This window comes from Chitiniphilus eburneus (genome assembly GCF_005048205.1).
In the GTDB taxonomy this organism is placed as follows: Bacteria; Pseudomonadota; Gammaproteobacteria; order Burkholderiales; family Chitinibacteraceae; genus Chitiniphilus; species Chitiniphilus eburneus.
The window spans coordinates 1-24,856 of record NZ_SUMF01000033.1 but is presented as its reverse complement, the minus strand read 5'-3'; the positions used below and the strand labels follow the sequence as shown (position 1 = coordinate 24,856).

Genomic DNA, 24,856 nt, shown 5'->3' with positions numbered 1-24,856 from the left:
CATGCCGCGCAAATCCAACACCCATTTGAAGCTGGCTGGACGGCGTGCGGATTCGGGTGTTGTGGGCGTTGAAAAATCAACAGATTGTTTAGAGCCGCTGACAAAACCCTTCTGGCGATGTCGCGCGGGGCGCCGAGCCTCACTTGCCGTACGCCTTGTACTGTCTGCGACCGAAGGAAGTCCGGTTTATTGCCTTTCAGGACGTTTCGCGCGCCTTGCCAGAACCGCTGCGCTGGGTTTTGTCAGCGGCTCCTAAAACGCCGCAGCAAATGGCGAGGATTGCGCAGCACCGGATTGGTGCGGGGCGGCCGGAAACGACGCCGCCCCGGCAAAGGCCGGGGCGGGTGGGTGTGCAAGAAAATGGTTATCGGTCAGGCAGGGCTCAAATCGCCAGGTCCACGTGCTGGATCACGCCGCCGCCACCATTTTCGGCCAGCCACACGCCGGACGAGCGCACCTGGCCCAGCGTGTTGTTCTGTTCGTCCTTCAGGGTGAAGTCGCCGCGCGCGCTGCCCAGGTAGATCGCGCCCACGCCCAGCTCGGCCAGGTTGAGCAGGCGATCGCTGCCGGTATCGTCCTTGATCCACACGCGCAACTGGGCCCAGATCGCGTCGCCTTCGTCGATCCAGCCGTTCTTGTCGTTATCGTAGATCGCCAGATCGGCAAAGCCGTCGCCCGACTTGGTGCCGAACAGCTCGGTGCCGTCGTCGATCAGGCCATTGCCGTCCTTGTCGAGCGCCAGGAAGCCGCTGCCTTGCTTCAGTTGCGAGATGTTTTCCTTGCGCCCGTCGCCATCCAGGTCGAAGGAGAAGGTTTGCGCGGACAGTTGCGCGGAGGTGCCGTCGAAATTGATGACCAGGGGGTCGCACATCCGCTGGTTGGCGGCGGGGCGGTTGCCGATGGTGACGGTGGTTTCCTCGCGGAAGCTGCGGCTGAGCGCCAGCTCCGCATTGAAGCTGATTTCGCGCCCGTCCGAGGTCTTGACGATGCCGTCCGCGCGGTAGGTGGCCGCTTCGAACTCCTCGGCGACGTGGCGGAACTCCATCGATACGCCCCCGCCACCCTGTGGCGGCGTGGCGGGCGCTGCGCTCTGCTGCGATTGGGCCTGCGCGGCGACGCCGTCGAAATCGGAAATCTTGACCGGGCGACCGGTGATCGATTCGAGCAGGCGCCGCAGCATTTCGATGCGCCAGTCCAGCCGGCTGGAGTAGGGGCCGCTGGCGGCCTGGGTGCGTGCGGGTGGCGGCGAGGAGAGCGTCACCTTTTCCTGGTTGGCGGCAGCAGTGTTGGCGGCGGCGGTGTTGTCCTGCCCGGCGGTGGCGGGTTGCGGCGTTGGCGCGGCGCCGGTACGCATGGATATCGATGTTTCCTGTTTGTTGAACGCGGTGCGCTCGACGCTCAGATCGACCTTTGAATTGATGATGCGCATGGTGGCGATTCCGGCTGGAAGGGGGGTACCGATCCATCGGCGGTAATGCACCATTCTTGAGCATGCGCTGTCAGATTCTTCCCATTTCCGCAAGGGAGGCAACTTCATGCCCCGCCACAATGAAATGATCCAACAACCTGATTTCCAAGAGTTCGAGGGCGGTGCGCAGCAGGTGGGTCAGGCGGATATCGGCCTCCGACGGCGTGGCGCGACCCGACGGATGGTTATGCGCGACGATCACGGCGCTGGCGTTGTGCGCCAGCGCGCGCCGCGCCACTTCGCGCGGGTAGACCCGGGTTTCGCTGACGGTGCCGTGCGCCAGTTGTTCGGAGGAGATGACCTGGTTGGCGTTATCGAGAAACAGTGCGACGAATACTTCGATTTCAGAGCGGCGCAGCCAATGAGACAGGTAGTTGCGGACCTCCTGGGGCGAGTTGAGGGCATTTGTCTTGTGCAGCGGCTCCCGTGCCATCCGGGTCACGATTTCCAGCACGGCCTGCATTTGCAGGTACTTGGCCCGCCCCATGCCCGGCATGGCGACGAACTCGCGCTGCGGGGCTGAAAACACGCCGTTGAGCGAGCCGAACCGCTGGATCAGCATGCGCCCCAGCTCCACGGCATTCTGACCGGGGATGCCTACCCGCAGCAGCACGGCCAGCAGTTCCGCATCGGAAAGCGCGTGCGCGCCATGGTGCAGCAGGCGTTCGCGCGGGCGTTCGGTGTCGGGCCAGTCGGTAATGGGCATGGTTTGATTTACACTCTCTGAAATTCATGTCTTTTCTGAGTTATAAGAAAATGTCAGTGCATACGCAAACACGCATCGTACTGGGCGTTACCGGGGGCGTGGCCGCTTACAAGGCGGCCGAGCTGACGCGGCTGATGGTCAAGGCGGGGTGGGATGTCCACGTGGTGATGACCGAAGCCGCGACGCGCTTCGTCACGCCGGTCACCTTCCAGGCCTTGTCCGGCAACCCGGTGTTCACCGACCAGTGGGATGCGCGCCCCGACAACAACATGGCGCATATCAACCTGACCCGGGGCGCACGGGCCGTGGTGGTGGCGCCGGCCACCGCCGACGCGCTGGCCAAGGTGGCGCATGGCGTGTGCGACGATCTGCTCAGCACCCTGATCGCCGCGCGGGAGTGCCCGTTGCTGGTGGCGCCGGCCATGAACCGGCAGATGTGGGAAAACGCGCCCAACCAGCGCAACGTGGCGCAACTGCGTGCCGATGGCGTGACCGTGCTGGGCCCGGCCAGCGGCGATCAGGCCTGCGGCGAGGTGGGCGAGGGCCGCATGCTGGAGCCGGAGGAAATCATGCAGCGGCTGGAGGCGTTCTTTCAGCCCAAGTCACTGGCCGGGCGCCGCGTGCTGCTGACTGCCGGCCCCACGTTCGAGCGCATCGACGCGGTGCGCGGCATCACCAATACCAGCTCGGGCAAGATGGGCTTCGCCGTGGCGCGCGCCGCCTGGGAGGCGGGCGCGACCGTGACGCTGATCGCGGGCGAAACCCTGTTGCCGACGCCGGTGGGGTGTCGCCGCATCGACGTGCGCTCCGCCGAGGAGATGCTGGGCGCGGTGCAGGCCGAACTGAACGGTACCGATATCTTCATCGCGGTGGCGGCGGTGGCCGACTATTACGTGCTCAACCAGAGCGAACACAAGATCAAGAAGGACGCCCATATCCTGACGCTGGAACTGGCGCCCAATCCGGACATCCTCGCCAGCGTGGCGTGCGGCGAGAACCCGCCGTTCTGCGTGGGCTTTGCCGCCGAATCGGAGAACCTGCTGGAATACGCCGACGCCAAGCGCCATCGCAAGCAGTTGCCGCTGCTGGTGGCCAATCTGGTGCAGCAGGCGATGGGTGCGGACGACAACGAGGTGATCCTGCTGGATGACAACGGCCAGCATCGGCTGCCGCGCGGGCCCAAGCTGGCCGTGGCGCGGCAATTGGTGGCCCATCTTGCGCGCTTGTACGCAGCGCGTTGATTCGCCGGGCTTTCGTCTACAATCGCGCCATTTCCATCCAGGTGAACCCAGCCATGCCCACCCTCGACATCAAGATCCTCGACGACCGCCTGCGCGCCAACCTGCCCGCGTATGCCACCACCGGCGCGGCCGGGCTGGATCTGCGCGCCTGCATCGCCGCACCGGTGGAACTGGCGCCGGGTGCCACCACGCTGGTGCCGTCCGGCATGGCGATCCACCTGGGCGACCCCGGGCTGGCCGCGATCCTGCTGCCGCGCTCGGGCCTGGGGCACAAGCACGGCATCGTGCTGGGCAATCTGGTGGGCCTGATCGATTCCGACTACCAGGGACAGGTGTTCGTCTCGGTATGGAACCGGGGCCATACCAGCTTCACCATCCAGCCGCTGGAGCGCATTGCGCAACTGGTGGTGGTGCCGGTGGTGCGGATGGACCTGAACGTGGTCGATGAATTCGACCTCAGCGAGCGCGGCGAAGGCGGGTTCGGCAGCACCGGGCGCGGCTGAGTGCCGGTGCGTTGGAAACAACAGGGGCGTCGCGACGCCCCTGTTTTGTTTGTTGGCCGATCCCGGCAAGCCCGCTCCATGACGCGGCCGGCCACGCTCAGTCGATGCGCCGCCGCAAGCGCGCGATCGCGCGCTCTGCCGCGACCACCAGCCGCTCGCGCGTGGCGGCATCATCGGGCAGCGCCAGGCCGTCCGCGCCGCGAACGTCCAGGTCGTGCAGATCGCCCAGCGTGGACTGTGCTTCCTTCAGCAAGGGCCGCAGCTTGCGCACGCGCCGGGGCAGCCATTTGCCGGCGTAGTCGATCAGGTAGCGCAGCTTCTTTACGTCGATCCGCACCTGGTGCCAGTGTTCCGGGCCGGGATCGGCGGCCAGATCCTGCCGCAGGTGCTGGCCCAGCCGTTCGGCGCGATGGCGGATGCGCGCCTGCAACGCGGCGCGCTTGCGCAGATCCAGGCGCAGCATCAGCCAGGCCCGGCTGGCGGCGACCCGCACCGGCCAGTCCACGCTTTCCAGCGCACGCGCCACAGCGGCGTAGCCTGCGTCGCGCCGTGCCTGGACTTCCGCCCGGCGCGGGTGATCGGCGGGCAGCACTGCCAGCAGCACCTCGGCATCGCGCGCGGGGCCGGTCAGGCCGGCGAATTCGCGCCAGGCCGCCAGGATGGCGCGATCCTCCTGCTGCCGGCGCAAGGCCAGCGGTAGCAGCGTGCGCCAGCCGCGCAGCGCGATGCGCAACTGGTGCAGCGCATCGTCGCGCCCCGCCAGCACGTCGAACCGCTGGCTTTCGATATGGGCCATCGCGTCGGACAGGGTGCGGAAAAGCTGTTTCTTGGTCGGCATGACGATCCTTTAGCGGCTGGCGGCCAGCCAGGTGCTGGTCAGCGCGTGGGCTTCGGCCAGCGAGTTCACCACCGGCATGCCCAGCGCCAGCGTTTCCGGCCGGGGCGGCAACATGTCCGGCACCATGATCACACGGCAGCCCGCGGCATGTGCCGCCTGCACGCCAAAGTTGGAATCCTCGAACACCACGCAGTGTTCGGGCGCTACGCCCAGCAGGCCGGCGGCCTTCAGGTAGATGTCCGGCGCGGGCTTGGGATGTTCGATCTCGTCGCCGCAGACGGTATGGCGAAAGCGCGGCAGGATGCCGACCGCGTCCAGGTGGTGCTCAGCGATACGGCGCCGGGTGGAGGTGGCCACCGCGCACGGCAGTTGCTCGCGCGCCAGCCAGTCCAGCAGGTCGATCAGGCCGGCCTTCAGCGGAATCGGTTGTTCCATGGCGGCCAGGTAGCGCTGGTGCGTGGCGTCGATCAGCGCGCGCACCGGGAAATCGGGGCCGTACAGCCCGGCAAGATAGGCGGGCGCCTTGCTCGAATGCATGCCGACCATGCCCAGCGCGTCTTCCCGGGTCAGCGTCAGGCCCAGCGCGCAGGCGGCGTCGTGCCAGCAGCCCAGCGCGATGCGCTCGGTATCCAGCATCAGGCCATCCATGTCGAAGATGGCGGCATGCAGCGTGGGGGAAAGGTCGAGGTCGGGCAGGGGGACGGCGTAGCGCGGAGGATTGGCGTTCATGGCGCGGGCGGCGTGGGTAAAATCGAAGTCTACCCGACCGACTTTACCGCCTGCCATGCACAAATCGCCCAATCCCCCCGCGTGTTCCTGTGGCCTGCCGCATGCCTATGCGGATTGCTGCGGGCGCTACCACGCCGGCGAACCCGCCCCGAACGCCGAAGCGCTGATGCGTTCGCGCTATACCGCCTATGTCCTGGGGCTGGAGGATTACCTGCTCGCCACCTGGCATGCCAGCACCCGCCCGGATGCGCTGGGGCTGGCCAACGACACCCCTGCCAAATGGCTGGGGCTGACCATCCGCCACACCGAAGCCGAAGGCGAGCGCGCCGTGGTGGCCTTTGTCGCGCGCTACAAGGTTGGGGGCCGCGCGCATCGCCTGACCGAAACCAGTCGCTTCGTACGCGAAGAAGGGCGCTGGTATTACGTGGATGGCGAGCTGGAGGTCTGAGGGCGCTCCGCACCCTGGGAAGGGGCACGTCAACAACAACACCCATCCCAACACCCACGCCTTGTCTTAGCTGTTGTTGCTGTTGCTTTTACTCTTCCCTCTTCTCCCTTCCCAGGTGCGAAGCGCCATCCCTTCTCCCTTCCTCTTCCCAGGCGCAAGCGCCCCCACTTTTACCTTGCCAGCCCGGCCGCGCCCCGCACTGGTGCGGGAAATCCCTCACTGATGTTTTTGTGCACCACCCTTGACAGCCAGGGGGTCCGGGCGCTAATTTTTCAAACAGATGTTTGAAACCAAGCACGTTTCACTACGTGAATAATTCCGGAAGCGCAAGTCGCTCACCGGATGCCGCCGGAGAACCGATATGGCCGAAACCGCCAAGGCGCTGGAGACCTCCACGCGCATTCTGGATGCCGCAGAAGTGCTGTTCGTCGAGCATGGTTTCGACGCGACTTCCATGCGCATGATCACCCAGTCGGCAGGGGTGAACATTGCAGCCGTCAATTACTACTTCGGCTCCAAGGATGGCCTGTTCAAGGCCGTGTTCGAGCGCCGCGCCGAGCCGTTTGCCCGGCTGACGCTGCAACGCCTGGGCGAGCTGGAAAGCCGCGACACCATTCCCACCGCGCGCGAAATCACCGAAGCCTTCGTCGCCGGCTCCGCCGAACTGGGGCGCGACACCTCGCTGGGCGGCTTGTTGTTCGTCCGCCTGATGGGCCGCACCTTCGTCGAGCCGCATCCCATCCTCAAGGAAAGCATGCCCCGCCGCTATGGCGAGGTCACGCGCCGCTATATCGCCGCCTACCGCCGGGCATTGCCGCACCTGTCCGAGCAGGAAGTGCACTGGCGCTTCCATTTCCTGACCAGCGCCATGTTCAACGCCTTTGCCGGCAACAACGTGCTGCGCCTGTTCATGGACCAACCGCTGGTCAACGCGCGCGATCCCATCCTGATCGCCCGCATGCTGTTGCCCTTCATCGAGGCCGGGCTGAATGCCCCGGCCGCTACCTGATACCAAGAGGAGTTGTCCCAATGACCGTGCTGATCTGTGTGGCCGTCATCCTCGTCGCCATCATGGCGCTGGCCTACTGGCGGGCCCCATTGTGGCTGTCTTCGCTGCTTGCGCTCGGCGGCATCGCCTACGCCGTGTTCGGCCGTGGCGCGCACTGGGGCTGGGGCGTCGCGGTGCTGGTGGTGCTGGCACTGCTCAATGTCAAACCGCTGCGCCGCGCCGTGCTGACCGGGCCGATGTTCCAGGTCTTCAAGAAAATCACGCCGCCGATGTCGCAGACCGAGCAGGAAGCGGTGGACGCCGGCACCGTGTGGTGGGATCGCGATCTGTTCTCCGGCAAGCCCGATTTCGACCGCCTGCACCAGTTTCCCGCGCCCAAGCTGACGCCGGAGGAGCAGGCCTTCATCGACGGCCCCACCGAACAGCTCTGTGCGATGCTGGACGACTGGAAGATCACGCACGAACACAAGGATCTGCCGCCCGATGCGTGGCAGTTCATCAAGGACCAGGGTTTCCTGGGCATGATCATCAAGAAGCAGTATGGCGGGAAGGAGTTCTCCAACTACGCCCATGCCCGCGTCGTCACCAAGATCGCCACCCGCAGTGGTTCGGCCGCGGTGACGGTGATGGTGCCCAATTCGCTCGGCCCGGGTGAGTTGTTGCAGCACTATGGCACCGAGGAACAGAAGAATTACTATCTGCCACGCCTGGCCAAGGGCATCGACATTCCGTGCTTTGCGCTGACCAGCCCCGAGGCCGGTTCCGACGCCGGCGGCATTCCCGACTACGGTGTGGTTACGCGCGGCAGCTATACCGATCCGCGCACCGGCCAGCGCCACGAGAACGTGCTGGGCATCCGCCTGTCGTGGGAAAAGCGCTACATCACGCTCGGCCCGGTGGCCACCATCCTGGGCATGGCGTTCAAGCTGTACGACCCGGATCGCCTGCTGGGCGACAAGGACGACATCGGCATTACCTGCGCGCTGATCCCGACCGAGCACGAAGGCGTCGAGATCGGCCGCCGCCATTACCCGGGCACCTCGGTATTCCAGAACGGCCCGAACTGGGGCAAGGACGTGTTCATTCCGATGGAGTGGGTGATCGGCGGCGCCAGCTATGTCGGCCAGGGCTGGCGCATGCTGGTGGAGTGCCTGTCGGTGGGCCGCTGCATCTCGCTGCCGGCGATGTCGGTGGCGTCGGGCAAGCTGGCCGCGTACACCACCGGTGCCTATGCCCGCATCCGCAACCAGTTCGGCCTGTCGATCGGGCGCTTCGAGGGGGTGGACGAGGCGCTGGCGCGCATCGGCGGCTATGCCTACCAGATGGATGCTTCGCAGCGACTGGCGCTGACCGGCCTGGACATGGGCGAAAAGCCGTCGGTGCTGTCGGGCATCCTGAAGTACCACAACACGGAGCGCATGCGTAAGACCATCAACGACGCGATGGATGTGCACGCCGGCAAGGCGGTCTGCATCGGGCCGCGCAATTATCTGGCGCAGGGTTACCAGGCGGTGCCGGTGGCGATCACGGTGGAAGGCGCCAACATCCTTACCCGTTCGATGATCATCTTCGGCCAGGGCGCCATCCGCTGCCATCCGTTCGTGCTGCGCGAAATGCGCGCCGCCATGGCCAACGACAGCGCGGCGTTCGACGACGCGGTGATCGGCCACATCGGCTTCGTGATCTCCAACAAGGTTCGCGCCTTCTTCATGGGCCTGACCGGCGCGCGGCTGGTGCGCGCGCCGAAATCCGGCCCCACCGCGCAGAATTACCGCGATATCGTGCGCCTGTCGTCCGCCTTCGCCTTCCTGGCCGACATGGGCATGGCCACGCTCGGCGGCAGCCTGAAGTTCCGCGAAAAGCTGTCGGCGCGCCTCGGCGACATGCTGTCGAACCTGTACATCGCCACCGCCGCGTTGAAGAAGTTCCACGACGACGGCGAACCGAAGGAAGACCGTCCGCTGGTGCGCTGGGCCGTGGAATCGGCGCTGTACGATTGCCAGGAGGCCATGAACGGCTTCCTCAACAATCACCCGAACCGCTTCCTTGCCTGGGGCATGCGCCGCGTGGTGTTCCCGCTGGGCATGAGCCTGAGGGGCCCGGCCGACCGCGTCGGCACCCGCATCGCGCGCTCGCTGATGGAGCCCTCCGTCTCGCGCGATCGGCTGGTGGAATACATGTACCGCTCCCAGGACGAGAACGATCCGGTCGGGGTGCTGGAACACGCGCTCAAGGCCGTGATCGAGACCGAGGGACTGGAAAGCAAGCTGCGCCGTGCGCAGCGCGAGGGCCAGCTCAAGGCCATCACCGCCCGCGAACGCTTGCAGGAGGCGCGCGGCAAGGGATTGATCAACGAAGCCGAGTTCGCCGCCGTCGAACGTGCGCGCCGCCTCAAGCGCGAAGTCATCATGGTTGACGACTTCGATGCCGGGTTGCAGTCCGCCGACCCCGAGGCAATGCGCCGGGTGGTGATCTAAGACACTGCAATACCCTCGCGCTCGCGCGGCGCGAGGGGGCCGGTTCGATCCGGCACAAGGGATGGGCCAAGGCTGGGGGAGCCGGGGCACTGACGACGGGCGCGATACGCGGCCACTGGAACGAAAGAGACCACCACCGCAAGAGTGTGGGATTACGCAGCCACTCGCTGCCAAACACGGAGAGCACTACCTATGAATAAGATCGCAGTTGCATTACGTCTGATGGGGGCGGGAAGCCTGGCCTTGCTGGCTGGGCAGGCGATGGCTTCCGGGTATCACTTCGGCACGCAGAGCGTCAGCTCGCAGGGTGTCGCCAATTCCAACGGTGCGGAAGCCACCGATGCGACGGTGATCTTCTACAACCCGGCAGGCCTTACCCGGCTGAAGGGCGACAATATCTCGGGCGCGTTGATCGTGGTCGATCCGCATATCGATGTATCCAACCTGCGCAGCACCAACGCCGAAGGCGCCACCATCTACGGCCCGGGCGGCGATAGCCCCACCAGCCCGGTGCTGGTGCCGCAGATGTACTGGGCACACCAGTTCAACGACCAGATGTATGGCGGCCTGGGCCTGTTCGTGCCGTTCGGCGACAAGACCAAGTACGACGACAACTGGGCCGGCCGCTACAACGGCATCGATCTGGACATGATGACCTTCGCCATCAACCCGCAGTTCGCCTACAAGGTGAACGACCAGTTGTCCATCGGCGTGGGCGCCACCGTGCAGTACATGAAGGCCAAGTTCAAGAAGAAGGCGGACTTCGGCACCCTGGCCTCGACCAGCCTGCCGGCGTTTGCCCAGGCACTGGCCGCGCAGGGCGTGGTGCTCACCCCGACTCAGTTGCACCAGGCCGCCGAGGCCATGATGAGCAACACCAACTACGACGGCGAGCTGAGCTACGAGGGCGACGACTGGGCCTTCGGCTTCAACCTCGGCGTACTGTGGGAAGTGGACGAAACGCTGCGCCTCGGCGCCGCCTACCGTTCCAGCATCAGCCACAAACTGGAAGGCGACGCCGACTGGAGCCGTCCGTCCAGCTTCGGCAACTCGGTATTCGCCTCGCTGCCGATGGTTGGCCCGACCGTCAACGGCGCCTGGAACAGCGCGGTGCAGGCCGGCCTGAACGGCCAGGGCTTCACCGACGGCAACGGTACCGTGAATGTCGATACGCCCGATTCGTTCTCGATGAACTTCTTCAAGCAGTTGAACGACAAGTTCGCCGTGATGGGCGACTGGACGCACACCTGGCACAACAAGTTCAAGGAACTGCGGCTGGGCTTCGACAGCGGCCTGCCGGACGCGGTGATCGATCAGAGCTGGAAGAGCACCAACCGCTATTCGGTGGGCACCACCTACCAGTACAGCGGCCCGCTCAAGCTGCGTGCCGGTATCGCCTTCGACGAATCGCCGGTTCCCAGCGACGACGAACGCATCGCCAACCTGCCCGACAGCGATCGCATCTGGTACTCGATCGGCGCCAACTACGCGTTCAGCAAGGATATCTCGCTGGACGTGGCATACACCTACGTGCACATCGCCGACAGCAGCATGAACAACACCGAGTGCGTCCTGCCGTCCTGCACCGGCAGCGGTACCAATACCAAGGCGGACTTCGAAAGCTACGCCAATATCTTCGGGGCGCAGTTGAACTACCGCTTTTGAGCGCCTGATGGGTACTGGCGCCCTTTGAGGGTGGGCCAACCGTGCAAGGCCCCCGGCCAAGCCGGGCGCTCACTGTCACCGGTGCGCCAGTACCGGCGCTCCCTTGATTGATTCCACTCCCCCCGCCCTCGCCGCAGAGCGCCTGGTGGTGCTGATGCGAGGCGATTGGGGAATGGATGGAAGCAAGCCCCCGGCAAAGCCGGGGGCGCAACAGAGGTGGGAATGCCGGCGACGGCGCTCCCTTGATTGATTCCTGATCGCCTGGTGGTGCTGATACGAGGCGATTGGGGAATGGATGGAAGCAAGCCCCCGGCAAAGCCGGGGACGCAACAGAGGTGGGAATGCCGGCGACGGCGCTCCCTTGATTGATTCCACTCCCCCCGCCCTCGCCGCCGCGAGGGAGCCGGTGCGCTGTTCCGGTGGGCGGAGGTGGTTTGCCGCAGCGGTTTCGCCGCCGCCAACTGAAAGCCGTGAGGCGATTGGTCGGCGTGCTGGCCGCTGATTCGACTGGCGCAAAAGCCAGCGTCGCGCGGTGGGTGCCACGAGTGCCCGCCGGCTGTTTGCCACATACGTCAACACGAGGTCCTTACCACATGGCCAATACCGTGCATATCCGCCGCGTCGCGGTTCTGGGCGCGGGCGTGATGGGCGCGCAGATCGCCGCCCATCTCGTCAACGCCGGGATCGAGACATTCCTTTTCGATCTGCCTGCCAAGGATGGCCCGGCCAACGGCATTGTGCTGAAGGCCCTGGACAACCTGAAAAAGCTGAAGCCGGCGCCGCTGATGTCCGCGTCGCGCGCCGAGCTGATCCAGCCCGCCAACTACGGCAGTGATCTGGAGCTGCTGCGCTCTTGCGATCTGGTGATCGAAGCCATCGCCGAACGCCTGGACTGGAAGCTGGATCTTTACCACAAGATCGCGCCGCATCTGGCCGAGCATGCCATCCTGGCCACCAACACCTCGGGCCTGTCGATCCAGTCGCTGGCCGATGGCGTACCGGCCGAGCTGCAACGCCGTTTCTGCGGCATCCACTTCTTCAACCCACCGCGCTACATGTACCTGGTCGAGCTGATTCCGCTGCTCAAGACCGACGCCGCGCTGCTGGACAACCTGGAAACCTTCCTCGTCACCCGCCTGGGCAAGGGCGTGGTGCGGGCCAAGGACACCCCGAATTTCCTGGCCAACCGCATCGGCGTGTTCTCGATGCTGGCCACCATCCACCACGCCGAGCAGTTCGGCATCCGTTTTGACGTGGTGGACGATCTGACCGGCCCGCGCATGGGCCGCCCCAAGTCCGCCACCTTCCGCACCGCGGATGTGGTGGGCCTGGATACCTTCGCCCACGTGGTGGACACCATGACCGGCAAGCTCGCGGGCGACCCGTGGCATGCCCACTACAAGGTGCCGGGCTGGCTGGCCGGGCTGATCGAGCAGGGCGCGCTGGGCCAGAAGGCCAAGGCCGGTATCTATAAGAAGGATGGCAAGACGCTGCTGGTGCTCGATCCCAAGACCGGCGACTACGTCGAAGCGGGGCAGAAGGGCAGCGACGAGGTGAAGGCGATCCTCAAGACCGCCGACCCCGCCGCGCGCATCAAGGCCCTGCGCGCATCGCAGCACCCCGAGGCACAGTTCCTCTGGGCCTGCATGCGCGATGTCTGGCACTACGTGGCGGTGATGCTGGCCGAGATCGCCGATTCGGCGCGCGATGTCGATTTTGCCATCCGCTGGGGCTTCGGCTGGAAGCAGGGCCCGTTCGAGCTGTGGCAGGCGGCCGGCTGGCAGGCGGTGGCCGATGCCATTGCCGAGGACATCGCCGCTGGCCGCGCCATGTCCAGCACACCGTTGCCTGCCTGGGTGAGCGGTCGCACCGGCGTGCACGCGCCCGAAGGCAGCTACAGCGCCACGCAGGACCGGCTGGTCGGGCGTTCCGCATTGCCGGTCTATCAGCGCCAGCTCTACCCGCCGCTGCTGGTGGGCGAGGCCGAGCCGGATTACGGCGAGACGCTGTTCGAAAACGACAGCGTGCGCATGTGGCTGCCGCCCCAGTCCGGTGGCGGTGGCGATGTGCCGGTGCTGTCGTTCACCACCAAGGCCCACGCTGTCGGCGCCAACGTGCTGGCCGGCGTGCAGCAGGCGATCCGCATCGCCGAGGCGGGCTATCCCGGCCTGGTGATCTGGCACCCGGAAGCGCCGTTCTCGGTGGGCGCCGACCTTGCCAGCATGGGCCCGGCCTTCATGACCGGCGATTTCGGCGCGATCGAAACCATGGTGGCCGAATTCCAGAACACCTCGATGGCGATCAAGTACGCCAAGGTGCCGGTGGTGGGCGCGGCCCAGGGTTATGCCTTCGGCGGCGGCTGCGAGTTCCTGATGCACTGCGTGCGCGTGGTGGCCGCGGTGGAAACCTATATCGGCCTGGTGGAAGTGGGCGTCGGCCTGTTGCCGGCCGGTGGCGGCTGCAAGGAGTTCGCGCTGCGTGCGGCACGCGAAGCGCGCGGCGGCGACATCCTGGCCGTGCTCAAGGATTACTACATGGCCATGGCGATGGCCAAGGTGGGCACCAGTGCCGAGGAAGGCCAGCAGATCGGCTACCTCAAGGAATCCGACGTGGTGCTGTTCAACGCCAACGAACTGCTCTACGTGGCGCAGGCCCAGGTGCGCGCGCTGGCCGCCACCGGCTACCGCCCGCCGGTCAAGCCCAAGGCATTCCCGGTGGCTGGCCGCAGCGGCGCCGCCACCATCAAGGGTCAGTTGGTGAACATGCTCGAAGGCGGTTTCATTTCCAAGTACGACTATCACATCGGCGTGCAGATCGCCGAGGTGGTCACCGGCGGCGATGTCGAGGCGGGCACGCTGGTGAACGAGGAATGGATACTCAAGCTGGAGCGCGAGCGCTTCATGGGCCTGCTCAAACGCGGCAAGACCCAGGAACGCATCATGTACATGCTGGAAAACAACAAGCCCCTGCGGAACTGAGCGAAGTGCGAGGCGAGGGGGGCACCCGATGCCTGCCTCGCTACGCTTGCTCGCTTGCAGACTGTTTTCCAGCCGATTTGAATCCGGTGGTTCTGCCACCCAGGTATTAGGAGCTCTCCATGAGCAAACAGATACAGGAAGCCTACGTCGTCGCCGCCACCCGCACTCCGGTGGGCAAGGCGCCGCGCGGAATGCTGCGCCATGTGCGCCCGGACGACATGCTGGCCCACGTGCTGAAAGGCGCGCTGGCGCAGGTGCCGGGGCTGGACCCCGCGCGCATCGAGGATGTGATCGTCGGCTGCGCCATGCCGGAAGCGGAACAGGGCATGAACGTGGCGCGGATCGGCGCCTTGCTCGCCGGCCTGCCGCATACCGTCGGCGGCGTCACCATCAACCGCTTCTGCTCGTCGGGCATCAACGCGGTGGCGATGGCCGCCGACCGCATCCGGCTGGGTGAGGCCGACGTGATGATCGCGGCCGGTACCGAGAGCATGTCCATGGTGCCGATGATGGGCAACAAGGTGGCGCTCAACCCCGAGATCTTCGCCCGGGACGAGAACCTCGGCATTGCCTACGGCATGGGCCTCACCGCCGAGAAGGTGGCGACGCAATGGCAGATCAGCCGCGAGGACCAGGATGCCTTCGCGGTGGAATCGCACCGCCGTGCGCTGGCCGCGATCGAATCGGGCGCGTTCGCCGATGAAATCTCGCCGCTGGTGGCCACCTATCGCACGCCGGACCTCGCCAGCGGCGAAGTGCGGCTCAGCGAGAAGACGCTGGCCACCGACGAAGGCCCGCGTCCCGATACCAGCATGGAAGGGCTGGCCAGGCTGAAGACCGTGTTCGCCGCCAAGGGCAGCGTCACCGCCGGCAACAGCTCGCAGATGTCCGACGGCGCCGGCGCGGTGATTCTGGTATCTGAAAAGATACTCAAGGAATACAACCTCACGCCGCTGGCGCGGTACGTCACCTTCGCGGTCAAGGGCGTGCCGCCCGAGATCATGGGGATCGGCCCCAAGGAAGCGATCCCGGCCGCGCTCAAGCTGGCCGGCCTGTCGCTGGCCGACCTGGGCTGGATCGAGCTGAACGAAGCGTTTGCCGCGCAGGCGCTGGCGGTCTGCCGCGATCTTGGCCTGGACCCTGCCCGGGTCAACCCCAACGGCGGCGCCATCGCCCTGGGCCATCCGCTGGGCGCCACCGGCGCCATCCGTACCGCCACGCTGCTGCACGGCATGCGCCGCAAGGGCATGGCTGGCCAGTACGGCATGGTGACGATGTGCATCGGCACCGGCATGGGCGCGGCCGGCATCCTGCAAGCGCTGTGAGCAACCGGCCGGCGTCCGCCGGCCGGCCCCTGCCATGACTGTTTTCGCCAAGCCCCTGTTCCCCGCGTGCCGTGGCCCGCGCGGGAACGGCTTTGCCCCGGTTTTGCTCTGCCTGTCTTTGACCCGCGTTCGTCGCGGGTCTTTTTTTGCGGGCATGGCCCGCAACGACCGGTTACGCGGACTTCATCACGACCATCGGCCAGCGCGGCGAACGGCATGCGCTGGCGACGTGGCACCCTAGGAGAGACTGACATGAATCCCATCAAGAAAAGCCTGCTGGCGGCGAGCCTGCTGTTGAGCGTGGCCGGCGCGCACGCGCTGGACCTGGCCGGCCAGACCGTGCCGGACAAAGCCGAGGTCGCTGGCCAGGCCCTGGCGCTGAATGGCGCCGGCGTCCGGACCAAGATCGTCGTCGATGTCTACGTCGCCGCGTTGTACACCGCCAGGCGCGGCAACGATGCCAACGCCGTGATCCGCGCCAACACGCCGCGCCGGGTGGAATTGCGCATGCTGCGCGAAGTGTCCGCCGCCACCATGCACGAATCGTTTGTCGATGGCCTGGAGGACAACGTGGGCAAGGTGGGCCTCAAACAGTACGCCGCCCAGCTCGATGCGCTGGATCGCGTGTTCAAGGAGGTGAAGTCGGTGGCCAAGGGCGACGTGATCCAGCTCGACTTCGTGCCGGGGCAGGGCACGCGCGTCGCCGTGCGGGGCAAGGCGTATCCGCTGATCGCCGGCGACGATTTCGCCAGCGCCATGCTGTCGATCTGGCTGGGCAACGATCCGGTGCAGGACAGCTTGAAGGGCAAGCTGCTGGGCAACTGATCCCGCCATCGCGTCGCCCTGGGCGCCGACCCCGCCCGGGGTGGCGGCCCCCCATTGCCACGGCGTCTCCATCCTGGGGACGTCGGGCGCCTCGATTCGTTCGCACCCAGTCGCGTCGCACCCTGTCATCCGCCGGCTTCGGCTGCGCTGCCGTTACATACGGCCTCTTACTGGCCGCCATTCATCCCTCCCATCCGACCGGCTGGCCATCCTTTTGCGCCTGATGGGCGACGTGCGCTGCGGATACGCCACGCCGCAGGCTTTCAACTTCCATGTCCATGTCATGTTCGGCGCAGGATGGGGCAACGAGCGTCCTCATGTTGCACTGCACACTGAAAAAGCCGGCCAAACCCAGGATGTGCGCCATTTCCGGGCAGGGGGCGATTGTAGTTTTCCAACGTGGTGCAGTAGTTTTGCTACGTTTTGATGTACTTGTCGTTTTTGTATTACTACGCATTAATCCTATAATTTGTAAGGCTTCCGGCCAAAATAAGGTAGTAAGTTACATTGTGAAACATCGATATGTACGTAGTTTTTCTACAAAAAGTGTTGCGAGGGAAATGTAGTTTTGATAAGATTCGTCTGTGGTCAAAACCGACCGCACCACTGAAGGTCAATCCGGACCCAAAAGGAGAAGGAATAAAATGCGTACTCTGTTCAAGATCATCCGCAACGTTGAAGACAGTCAGCGTCTGCTTATCAAATCCTACGGCTGGCGTCTGACGCTGGCTCGCTGATCCCCGGCGCGGGGTGGGTTAACCCGTGCACTGTATTGAGCTTTTCTAGGCTTCTCACGGTCTCTTGACCGTTTATCGACTCCTCCATCCTGGCCCAGTCTTGCAGCTCCCCCCGAGCTATGAGCTGGGCGTCTTTTTTTGTCCGTCGCCTGCGCGTGCCCGGATTTGCACTATTTCGGGATCGTCCCCATACCCGCGCCCTGCCTTGTTCGGTAGAGTAGCGACTTTCCCCGTCCTGCCAGCCCATGCCCCGTTTCCGTCCCCACGTACTGCTGCTGTCCCTGGCGTTTGGCGGTTGCGTATTGAGCGCGATGGCGCAGGAAGAAGCGTATTCCGTGGACATCGAGGGTCCGAGCGACGCCGTCGATCTGCTGGAGCGGTATCTCGATCTCTATAAATGGCGCAGCCGTGGCATCGAGGTCGATGAACTGCGCGCCGTGGTCGAGCGCACGCCCGCCGACGCCGAAGCGCTGCTCAATACCGCCGGCTACTTCAAGCCCAAGGTGGAAGCGCGCCTGGAAAGGGATGCGGGGCATTACCATGTCCAGGTGACGCTCGATCCCGGCAAGCTGGCCATCGTGCGCAGCGTTTCGCTGCAACTGGAAGGGCCGATCAACGAAGACCCCGAGTATCGCGACCGGATGCGCAGCTATCTGGAACGCGATCCGCCGCTCTCCAAGGACGTACCGTTCGCGCAATCCGCCTGGAGCGCCTACAAGCGCCGCGCGCTGACCGCCTTGCAGTTCCAGCGTTACCCCGCCGCGCGCATCACCCACAGCGAAGCCAAGATCGACCCGGCCACGGCCAGCGCCGACCTGAGCCTGGTGCTCGACAGCGGCCCGTTCTACCGCTATGGCGAGGTCACCATCGACGGCCTGTCGCGCTATCCCGAACGCATCGTGCGCGACCAGGTGCACCTGGAGCGCGGTGCCGAGTTTCGTCGGCGCGACCTGCAACAGCTTCAGAACGATTTGCAGGACATGCCCAATTTCTCCACCGTCATCGTCGAGCCCTCGCTCACGGGCGAGCCGCCGTACGAAGCGCCGATCCACGTGACCGTGCAGGAGGCGCCGATGCAGAAAATGACGCTGGGCGCGGGCTACAGCACCAACACCGGTTTCCGGGGCGAAGTCACGCACCGCTACAACAACGTTGCCGGTCGTGGCTGGATTCTTGACAGCGATGTCCGGCTGGAACAACTGGAACAGGCGATCGAAGTGGGGCTGAGTTTTCCCAAGCATGCCAGCGGCTATAGCCACCGCATCTTTGCCTCGGGCGAGCGCTCCACCTCCAACAACCTGGATTCCGACACCTACAAGGCGGGTATCACGCGTACCTCCACCAGCGAGAAGATCGACCGGATCATCGGGCTGGAGTACCTGGCCGAACGTCGCGAACTGGATGACGGCACCGTGGAGAATCCGCAGACGCTGGCGCTGGGCTACAAGTGGGTCCGACGCGAGCTGGACAGCCAGCGCAACCCGCGCAATGGCTCGGTGCTGCAACTGGAAGTGGCCGGTGGCGTGCGCGGCGTGCTTTCCGACGAAACGTTCCTGCGGTTGTATGGACGCACCACCTATTACTGGCCGGTCGGCAATGCCGACGTGCTGATCGGGCGGCTGGAGCTGGGCAACACCGCCACCCGCGACCCCTCGCGGGTGCCGACGGATTTCCTGTTCCGCGCGGGGGGCAGCAACAGCGTGCGCGGCTACGACTACGAAAGCCTGGGCGTGATGGATGGCGATACCGTCAAGGGCGGGCGCGTGCTGGGCACCGCCACCGTCGAATACCAGCACGCCATCTACAAGGAATGGCGCGCGGCGGTGTTCGTCGATCACGGCGATGCGGCCAACAACTGGGGCGACTATTCCGGCAAGACCGGCGTCGGCGTCGGCGCGCGCTGGGTCAGCCCGGTGGGCGTGCTGGGCGCCGACGTGGCCTATGGCCTGGACGAAGACCAGGTTCGCTTCTATTTCGCCATGGGCGTGGCATTTTGAGCGCGCCACGATGAATGCCCGCCACGCGCCGCCTCATGCGGCATCGCGTTCCCGGCCAGGCCGGCGCCGCCACGAGGCGCGCGCCGCGTTGCCCGCCGACGTGTCCGGTTTCATGCCATTGATCCACCGCCCAGAACATGACAGGCCCTGATGGCTGACGATCTCCAACCCCTTCCGGCGCAGGACGACCCGCCGCCGCCCCCACCGCGCCGCCGCCGTTTTCGCTGGCGCTGGCTGCTGGCGGGCGCCATGTTGCTGCTCCTGATCCTGGCTGGCGTCGGCTACGGGGTTGCACGCTGGCTGGACCAGCCCGGCGGCCACGCGTGGCTGGTGCAGCGGGTGAACGATAGCGGCGTGGTGCGTATCGCCACGCTGGAGGGCAGCCTGTGGCGCGACGCGACCGTGCGCGGGCTGGTGGTCGATACCGAGGCGGCGCGCGTCACCATCGACCGCGTGCGCCTGGAATGGCGGCCGCGCCGCCTGATGTTGCGGCAACTGGTGATCCGGTTGCTCGATGTGGGCGAGGTGCACGTCGTCACCAAGCCGCAGCCCCCCGACAAACCCCCGTCGCCGCCGCCCGGCGACCTGACCCTGCCGTTGTCGATCTCGCTGGAGCAACTGCGGCTGGCGCGGCTGGTCATCGACGGCACGCCGGTCGATCTGAAGGCGATGCGGGCCACGCTCGACAGCAACGGCCAGCGGCACAGCCTGGTGCTGCAACAGCTCAAGACGCCACGCGGCAATGCCACGGCCAGACTGCAACTGGACGGCAGCAGCCCGTTCGCCACCAGCGGCGAGCTGAAGTTCGGCGGGCGGATCGAGCAATACACGGTGACCACCGCGCTCAAGTTGTCCGGCAACCTGCGCGACCTGGGCGTGGAAGGCCAGGTGGACAGCGAACGCATGCGCGCCAAAGTGACGTTGCGCGCCGACGCATTCGCCCCCTATGCCTACGCCATGTTGTTGCAGGCACGCGTGACCGCCGAACACATCGACCCGGCCGCCTTGCAGGCGGGCCTGCCCCGTGCCGACCTGGACCTGGATCTCAGCCTGTCACCCACTGGCAAGGGCGCGACCGGCAAGCTGGGCGTGGTCAACCACGAGCCGGGGCGCATCGATGCCCAGCGGCTACCGTTTGAGCGCGCCGACGCGGAGTTCGCGCTGGGCCAGGACTGGTTCGACCTGACCCGGCTGGCGGCGCAGCTTCCCGGCAAGGGAGCGCTGCAAGGGCGCGGGCAGTTCACCCAGGACAAATTGCAGGCCGAAATCGCCATCCAGGGGCTGGACCTGGCCGCACTCCATTCTGGACAACTGAATACCGCGCTGTCGGGCACGGTGGCGCTCAATGGCCCATACCGCGCGCCGGATGTCCGCGCCCGGATCGAGGATGCGAACCTCAAGGCCAGCGTCACCGCCGAGGCCGGCTGGATCAACCCGGACAAGGAGCGGCGCATCGCGCTGCGCGCGCTGGAGCTGGCGCGCGGCGACAGCCGCCTCAAGGCCGAGGGCGAATTCGGCCTGGAACGCCAGGACTTCAAGATCAAGGCCGTGGCGGACCACTGGAATCCGGCCGACTTCGTGCGCGCGCCGGCCGGCGACATCAGCGGCACCATCGAGGCCAGCGGTGCCCTGCTGCCGCAACTGGACGTCGCGCTGCGCTATGCGCTGAAGCCGGGCCGTTTCAACGGCCACCCCCTGGCCGGCGAAGGCAAACTCACCGTAACCCCCGGGCAGGTGCGCGAAGCCAATCTGTGGCTGGCGCTGGGCGACAACCGCGTCACCGTCACGGGCGCGCTCGGGCAACCGAAAGACCAGTTGCAGGCGGTGCTGGCGTTGCGCGACCTGAGCCAGGTGGGGCAGGGCTTCAGCGGCCACGTCGATGGCACGGTCTCGGCGCGCGGCGACTGGCGCCGGCCGTTTCTGCGCGCGGACTTGGGCGCCACCGGCGTGCAGACCCCATTCGGCGTTGCCGCCGCCATGGCCCGGCTGAAGGCCGAGCTGTATCCCGATCTGGACAGCCCGTTCACCCTCAGCGCCGAAGCCACCGGCATCGCTGGCTTCGACGCGCTGGTGAACCACCTGAAGCTGGACCTGAGCGGTACCCGCGCCCGTCATCACCTGGTGCTGGACGCCAATGGCGTCTACGCCGAACGCAAGCTGGCGGCCGCGCTGACCGCCGATGGCGCGCTGGACGACCAATGGAACTGGAAGGGCCGCTGGAGCCGCTTCGAGGCCGACGGGCCGCTGGCGGTGCGCCTGCTGGGCCCGGCCGACATCAAGGCGGGACAGACCGGCGTGGACGTCACCGGCGCGCGGCTGGACATCGGCAGCAGCCGGCTGGAGATCGATCAACTGGGCTGGCACGACGGGCGTTTGCAGACCCGGGGCAGGGCGCCCAGGCTGGCCACCGCCGAATGGCTGGCGGCGGCCGGCGGCCATCCCGAACTCGAAAGCGATCTGGTGCTGGCGGCGGACTGGGATATCCGCGCCGATGCCACCCTGGACGGGCATGCGACGGTGAAGCGGCTGTCCGGCGACCTGCGTCGCCGCGTCGGCCGGCAGGTGCAGGCGCTGGAACTGGACCGCCTGGACCTCTCCGCCACGGCCGCCGCATCGCGCACCCATATCGCGGCGCTGGCCGCGAGCCGCCGCTTCGGCGAACTGACGGTGGACGGCGACACGCGCATCGACGCCACGCGCTGGGCCATCGTGCCCGGCGCCGATGTCAGCGTGCATGTGAAGGGCGAACTGGCCGACCTGGCGCGCGTCGGGCCATTGCTGAGCGACAGTGTCACCCTGGCCGGTGGCCTTAAGCTGGACGTGCGCCGCAGCGGCCCGCTGTCCGACCCTGTGTTCAACGGCTCCCTGGCCGGCAACGCGCTGGATATCCACGACAAGGCCACTGGCATCCGCCTGCGCGACGGCGACGTCAAGCTCACGCTGACCGAACGCCGGGTGCAACTGGATACGTTCCGCTTCAAGGGCGGGCGCGGCACGCTGTCCGCCACCGGCAGCGTCGATTTGCGGCGCGACGGCGCCGACGCGCAGGCGGTGCTGCTGGCCGACCGGCTACTGCTGGTGAACCGGCCCGACCTGCAACTGGTGGTGTCCGGGCGCGGCGAGATCAAGTACGGCCTGGCCGGGCTGTCGATCAGCGGCAACCTGCGCGCGGACCGGGGCAACATCGAATACCGTGGCAACGACGTGCCCAGCCTGTCGGACGACGTGGTGGTGGTGGGGCGCGAGAAACGCGAACCCGGTGGCGGCCTGAAGCTGGCCGACCTGGTGTTCGACGTGGATCTGGGCGACAACTTCAAATTCCGGGGCTACGGCCTGGAAGCAGACCTGTCCGGCGCCCTGCGTTTCCGCGCCGCGCCGGACCAGGCGCTGTCCGCCAGCGGTGTGGTCAAGGTGAACGAAGGCACCTACCGCGCCTATGGCCAGAAGCTGGACATCGAGCGCGGCGTGCTGTCGTTCACGGGACCGCTGGACAACCCCAGTCTGGACATCCTGGCGGTGCGGCGGGGCGGGGCGGTGGAGGCCGGCGTGCAGGTCAAGGGCTGGGCACAATCGCCGCAGGTATCGCTTTATTCCGACCCCACCGTGCCGGACAACGAGAAACTGGCGTGGCTGCTGTTCGGCCACGGCGCGGACAACATGGATAAAGGCGACGCGGCGGTGATGGTACAGGCGCTCAACGCCATCCTCACCGAAGGCAACCCCGGAGAAGGCTTCACCGACCAGTTCCTGGAAACGCTGGGCATCGACGAAGTGGGCTTCGGCTCCGAAGAACGCGCCGACGGCGCCACCTCGCAGGTGGTGACAGTGAGCAAACGCATCGGCAACCGGCTGCGGGTGGGGCTGGAAAAAAGCTTCGACGGCTTGTCCGACGCCATTTCCCTCACCGTACTGCTCTCACGACGCTGGTCGGTGGTGACCAAATTCGGCACCGACGAAAGCTCACTGGATGCGTTGTATACGATCAGTTTTGATTGAGGGGCGGGGGGGATTCAAACCTTGAGCCACAGAGGACAGTGAGCGCACGGGGTTGCACCGGGAAAAAAGGCCGTGGGATCAGGCAATTCAATGACGTAGGCATTGATTCCGGTTTTCTCAGTGACCCCCCGGTGTGCTCACTGCCCCCAGTGGTTCAGGATGCAGGGTTTCTCCCGCAGCGTTTCAAACGACCGTCTTGGCGAAAGCGCTTATTGTTGCCGACAATGACGGCGTGTTTTGTTTCATGTCAGTGCAGTGACACCTGTACCCCGCACCGTCCCGGTGCCCCGATACGCCCCGCCTTCGCAGCGGCGCGAAAAAAACCACAAATCAAGGAGATATTCGTGATCCGCATGACTTTGCGCACCCGTCCGCTGGCCGCGATGCTGGCCGCTCTGTTCCTCGCCGCGTGTGGCGGCGACGGTGTCGAATCGGTCAACGAAACCCCGCCCAGCCATTCCGCGGGTTACACCCAGATCGTGGCATTCGGTGACAGCCTGACCGATGCCGGTACCTTCAATCCCACCACGGCCGATGCCGATCCCAGCAACGACAGCGCCAGCGGTCTGATGTTCACCACCAAGCCGGGCGGCACCTGGGCCGGCTATATCGCCGCCAACCTGGGGTTGCCGCTCACGCCCAACCAGCAGGTGAACTTCGGCATCGTCGGCGCGGGGGGCAAGGTCACCGAGCTGGGCGGCACCGATTACGCCGAAGGCGGCGCCCGTCTGGAAGTGGACGCGGCCAACGGTGGCGTGGCCACCCAGACCATCCCCGGCGTCGGCACGGTGCCGGTGCAGGGGGCCACCAGCCGCTCGATCAAGACGCAGATCGACGACTATCTCGCCGAGCACGGTGGCGCGTTCAACGATGGGCAACTGGTGCTGATCCAGGCCGGCGCCAACGACTTCTTCAATTTCTTCAGCACCACGCCGCCGGCCAACCTGCAAGCCGCGGCGCCCGCGTTCCTGCAAGCCACCGTCACTTCCGTCGTGACGCAGATCGGCCGCCTGAAGGCCGCCGGCGCCACCCACATCATCTATGCCAACCTGCCCGAGCTGGGCTATACGCCGCAGTTCCTGGCCCTCGGCCCGACCACGGCCGGCCTGGCCACGCAGCTTTCCGCCTCGTACAACGCGGCGGTGGCGCAGCAACTGGCCGCGATGGACGTGATGGTGTTCGATACCGCCAAGCTGATCCGCGATGTGGTGGCCTCGCCCGCCACCTACGGCTTCGCCAACGTGACCACGCCGGCGTGCAACAGCTACACCACACCGGGTAATCCGGCCACGTTGTCGGCGCTGATCTGCTCGCCGAACACGCTGGTCGCGCCCAAGGCCGACCTGACCTACCTGTTTGCCGATGGCATCCATCCCACCGCCCGCGCGCACGCGATCTGGGCGGACCAGGTGACGGCCTCGCTGCTGGCGACGGAAGTGGCCTCGGTCCACTGATCACGGCGGCATTGCGTGAAGAACGGGTCGCTCGGGCGGCCCGTTTTTCATTGGCGCGGGCGCCGGAGAAGGCGGGCCAACGCCGCTGCGTACCATCCGCTGTGGTTCAAGGTTGGGGTACGTTTTCGCGCGCTACAACGTCCGGGCCAGCACGCAGCATTCCACCCGCGCGGCGCCCGCCTTGAGCAATACCTTGGCGCAGGCGCCCAGGCTGGCACCGCTGGTCATCACGTCATCGACCAGCAGCAGGGTCGCGCCATCCAGCCGTTGCGGCGCCTGGAATGCGCCGCGTACGTTGCGCAGCCGCGCGGCGTGGCTGGAACGGGCCTGATGGGCGCCGCCGCGTGCCCGTAGCAGCAGCTCGGCATGCCACGGCAAGCGCCAGGCCCGCGCCAGCGTGGCGGCCAGTTCCTGTGCCTGGTTGAAGCCGCGTTCGCGCAGCCGGTCCGCCGCCAGCGGC

General features: G+C 66.2%; 17 protein-coding genes. 12 read left to right on the top strand and 5 right to left on the bottom strand.

Annotated features, from left to right (window positions below):
• Positions 1 to 382: 382 nt before the first annotated feature.
• Entirely contained in the window at positions 383 to 1,429 is a 1,047-nt protein-coding gene (locus tag FAZ21_RS17555; RefSeq protein ID WP_136774731.1) for an SPM autocatalytic domain-containing protein, read from the bottom strand.
• Between the two features lie 70 nt (positions 1,430 to 1,499).
• On the bottom strand, positions 1,500 to 2,174 hold the full coding sequence (gene radC / locus FAZ21_RS17550; RefSeq protein WP_136774730.1) for a RadC family protein: 675 nt from the start codon (positions 2,172 to 2,174) through the stop codon (positions 1,500 to 1,502).
• A gap of 50 nt (positions 2,175 to 2,224) precedes the next feature.
• Here radC and coaBC point away from each other — a divergent pair, with 50 nt between their 5' ends.
• Together coaBC and dut are read left to right on the top strand one after the other, a co-directional pair.
• Complete coding sequence (gene coaBC / locus FAZ21_RS17545) at positions 2,225 to 3,415, top strand: bifunctional phosphopantothenoylcysteine decarboxylase/phosphopantothenate--cysteine ligase CoaBC (RefSeq protein ID WP_136774729.1); 1,191 nt, start codon at positions 2,225 to 2,227, stop codon at positions 3,413 to 3,415.
• A 53-nt stretch (positions 3,416 to 3,468) separates the two neighbouring features.
• A complete protein-coding gene (gene dut, locus FAZ21_RS17540) occupies positions 3,469 to 3,918 on the top strand; it encodes a dUTP diphosphatase (RefSeq protein WP_136774728.1) in 450 nt (149 codons plus the stop codon).
• Between the two features lie 97 nt (positions 3,919 to 4,015).
• Here dut and FAZ21_RS17535 read toward each other — a convergent pair whose 3' ends face one another.
• Positions 4,016 to 4,756, bottom strand: coding sequence for a CHAD domain-containing protein (locus FAZ21_RS17535; RefSeq protein ID WP_136774727.1), 741 nt, complete (start codon positions 4,754 to 4,756; stop codon positions 4,016 to 4,018).
• A gap of 9 nt (positions 4,757 to 4,765) precedes the next feature.
• The gene (locus tag FAZ21_RS17530) at positions 4,766 to 5,485 is read right to left on the bottom strand and encodes an HAD family hydrolase (protein ID WP_169307477.1); all 720 of its coding nucleotides are present in this window, start codon (positions 5,483 to 5,485) and stop codon (positions 4,766 to 4,768) included.
• Positions 5,486 to 5,540: 55 nt separating this feature from the next.
• Between FAZ21_RS17530 and FAZ21_RS17525 the strand changes: the two genes are divergently transcribed.
• The 10 genes from FAZ21_RS17525 to FAZ21_RS17480 all read left to right on the top strand — a co-directional run bounded on the left by FAZ21_RS17525 (position 5,541) and on the right by FAZ21_RS17480 (position 24,396).
• Positions 5,541 to 5,933 (top strand): YchJ family protein, encoded by a 393-nt coding sequence (locus FAZ21_RS17525; protein ID WP_136774725.1) that lies wholly within the window; start codon positions 5,541 to 5,543, stop codon positions 5,931 to 5,933.
• 361 nt (positions 5,934 to 6,294) lie between these two features.
• Complete coding sequence (locus FAZ21_RS17520; protein WP_136774724.1) at positions 6,295 to 6,942, top strand: TetR/AcrR family transcriptional regulator; 648 nt, start codon at positions 6,295 to 6,297, stop codon at positions 6,940 to 6,942.
• 20 nt (positions 6,943 to 6,962) lie between these two features.
• Complete coding sequence (locus tag FAZ21_RS17515; RefSeq protein ID WP_211243517.1) at positions 6,963 to 9,419, top strand: acyl-CoA dehydrogenase; 2,457 nt, start codon at positions 6,963 to 6,965, stop codon at positions 9,417 to 9,419.
• 192 nt (positions 9,420 to 9,611) lie between these two features.
• Positions 9,612 to 11,084 (top strand): OmpP1/FadL family transporter, encoded by a 1,473-nt coding sequence (locus tag FAZ21_RS17510; RefSeq protein WP_136774723.1) that lies wholly within the window; start codon positions 9,612 to 9,614, stop codon positions 11,082 to 11,084.
• A gap of 593 nt (positions 11,085 to 11,677) precedes the next feature.
• Positions 11,678 to 14,062: a 3-hydroxyacyl-CoA dehydrogenase/enoyl-CoA hydratase family protein gene (locus tag FAZ21_RS17505; RefSeq protein ID WP_136774722.1), complete on the top strand. Its 2,385-nt coding sequence runs from the start codon at positions 11,678 to 11,680 to the stop codon at positions 14,060 to 14,062.
• Positions 14,063 to 14,181: 119 nt separating this feature from the next.
• Positions 14,182 to 15,387, top strand: a complete 1,206-nt coding sequence (locus FAZ21_RS17500; RefSeq protein ID WP_136774721.1) for an acetyl-CoA C-acyltransferase — start codon at positions 14,182 to 14,184, stop codon at positions 15,385 to 15,387.
• Between the two features lie 252 nt (positions 15,388 to 15,639).
• Positions 15,640 to 16,212, top strand: coding sequence for a chalcone isomerase family protein (locus FAZ21_RS17495; protein WP_169307476.1), 573 nt, complete (start codon positions 15,640 to 15,642; stop codon positions 16,210 to 16,212).
• 982 nt (positions 16,213 to 17,194) lie between these two features.
• Positions 17,195 to 18,946 (top strand): autotransporter assembly complex protein TamA, encoded by a 1,752-nt coding sequence (locus tag FAZ21_RS17490; protein ID WP_136774719.1) that lies wholly within the window; start codon positions 17,195 to 17,197, stop codon positions 18,944 to 18,946.
• Positions 18,947 to 19,096: 150 nt separating this feature from the next.
• Positions 19,097 to 22,942 carry a translocation/assembly module TamB domain-containing protein gene (locus tag FAZ21_RS17485; protein WP_136774718.1) on the top strand — a complete coding sequence of 1,282 codons (3,846 nt, stop codon included), beginning with the start codon at positions 19,097 to 19,099 and terminating at the stop codon, positions 22,940 to 22,942.
• Positions 22,943 to 23,295: 353 nt separating this feature from the next.
• Positions 23,296 to 24,396 (top strand): SGNH/GDSL hydrolase family protein, encoded by a 1,101-nt coding sequence (locus FAZ21_RS17480; protein WP_246038765.1) that lies wholly within the window; start codon positions 23,296 to 23,298, stop codon positions 24,394 to 24,396.
• A gap of 132 nt (positions 24,397 to 24,528) precedes the next feature.
• On the opposite strand, the gene FAZ21_RS17475 is transcribed toward FAZ21_RS17480, so the two are convergent.
• The coding region (locus FAZ21_RS17475; protein ID WP_136774716.1) for a ComF family protein at positions 24,529 to 24,856 on the bottom strand (328 nt) is incomplete at its 5' end.

Bases quoted from the DNA above. Each gene is read 5' to 3' on its own strand.
- FAZ21_RS17555 (WP_136774731.1), bottom strand. From the start codon at position 1,429: ATGCGCATCATCAATTCAAAGGTCGATCTGAGCGTCGAGCGCACCGCG.
- radC (WP_136774730.1), bottom strand. From the start codon at position 2,174: ATGCCCATTACCGACTGGCCCGACACCGAACGCCCGCGCGAACGCCTG.
- coaBC (WP_136774729.1), top strand. From the start codon at position 2,225: ATGTCAGTGCATACGCAAACACGCATCGTACTGGGCGTTACCGGGGGC.
- dut (WP_136774728.1), top strand. From the start codon at position 3,469: ATGCCCACCCTCGACATCAAGATCCTCGACGACCGCCTGCGCGCCAAC.
- FAZ21_RS17535 (WP_136774727.1), bottom strand. From the start codon at position 4,756: ATGCCGACCAAGAAACAGCTTTTCCGCACCCTGTCCGACGCGATGGCC.
- FAZ21_RS17530 (WP_169307477.1), bottom strand. From the start codon at position 5,485: ATGAACGCCAATCCTCCGCGCTACGCCGTCCCCCTGCCCGACCTCGAC.
- FAZ21_RS17525 (WP_136774725.1), top strand. From the start codon at position 5,541: ATGCACAAATCGCCCAATCCCCCCGCGTGTTCCTGTGGCCTGCCGCAT.
- FAZ21_RS17520 (WP_136774724.1), top strand. From the start codon at position 6,295: ATGGCCGAAACCGCCAAGGCGCTGGAGACCTCCACGCGCATTCTGGAT.
- FAZ21_RS17515 (WP_211243517.1), top strand. From the start codon at position 6,963: ATGACCGTGCTGATCTGTGTGGCCGTCATCCTCGTCGCCATCATGGCG.
- FAZ21_RS17510 (WP_136774723.1), top strand. From the start codon at position 9,612: ATGAATAAGATCGCAGTTGCATTACGTCTGATGGGGGCGGGAAGCCTG.
- FAZ21_RS17505 (WP_136774722.1), top strand. From the start codon at position 11,678: ATGGCCAATACCGTGCATATCCGCCGCGTCGCGGTTCTGGGCGCGGGC.
- FAZ21_RS17500 (WP_136774721.1), top strand. From the start codon at position 14,182: ATGAGCAAACAGATACAGGAAGCCTACGTCGTCGCCGCCACCCGCACT.
- FAZ21_RS17495 (WP_169307476.1), top strand. From the start codon at position 15,640: ATGAATCCCATCAAGAAAAGCCTGCTGGCGGCGAGCCTGCTGTTGAGC.
- FAZ21_RS17490 (WP_136774719.1), top strand. From the start codon at position 17,195: ATGCCCCGTTTCCGTCCCCACGTACTGCTGCTGTCCCTGGCGTTTGGC.
- FAZ21_RS17485 (WP_136774718.1), top strand. From the start codon at position 19,097: ATGGCTGACGATCTCCAACCCCTTCCGGCGCAGGACGACCCGCCGCCG.
- FAZ21_RS17480 (WP_246038765.1), top strand. From the start codon at position 23,296: ATGACTTTGCGCACCCGTCCGCTGGCCGCGATGCTGGCCGCTCTGTTC.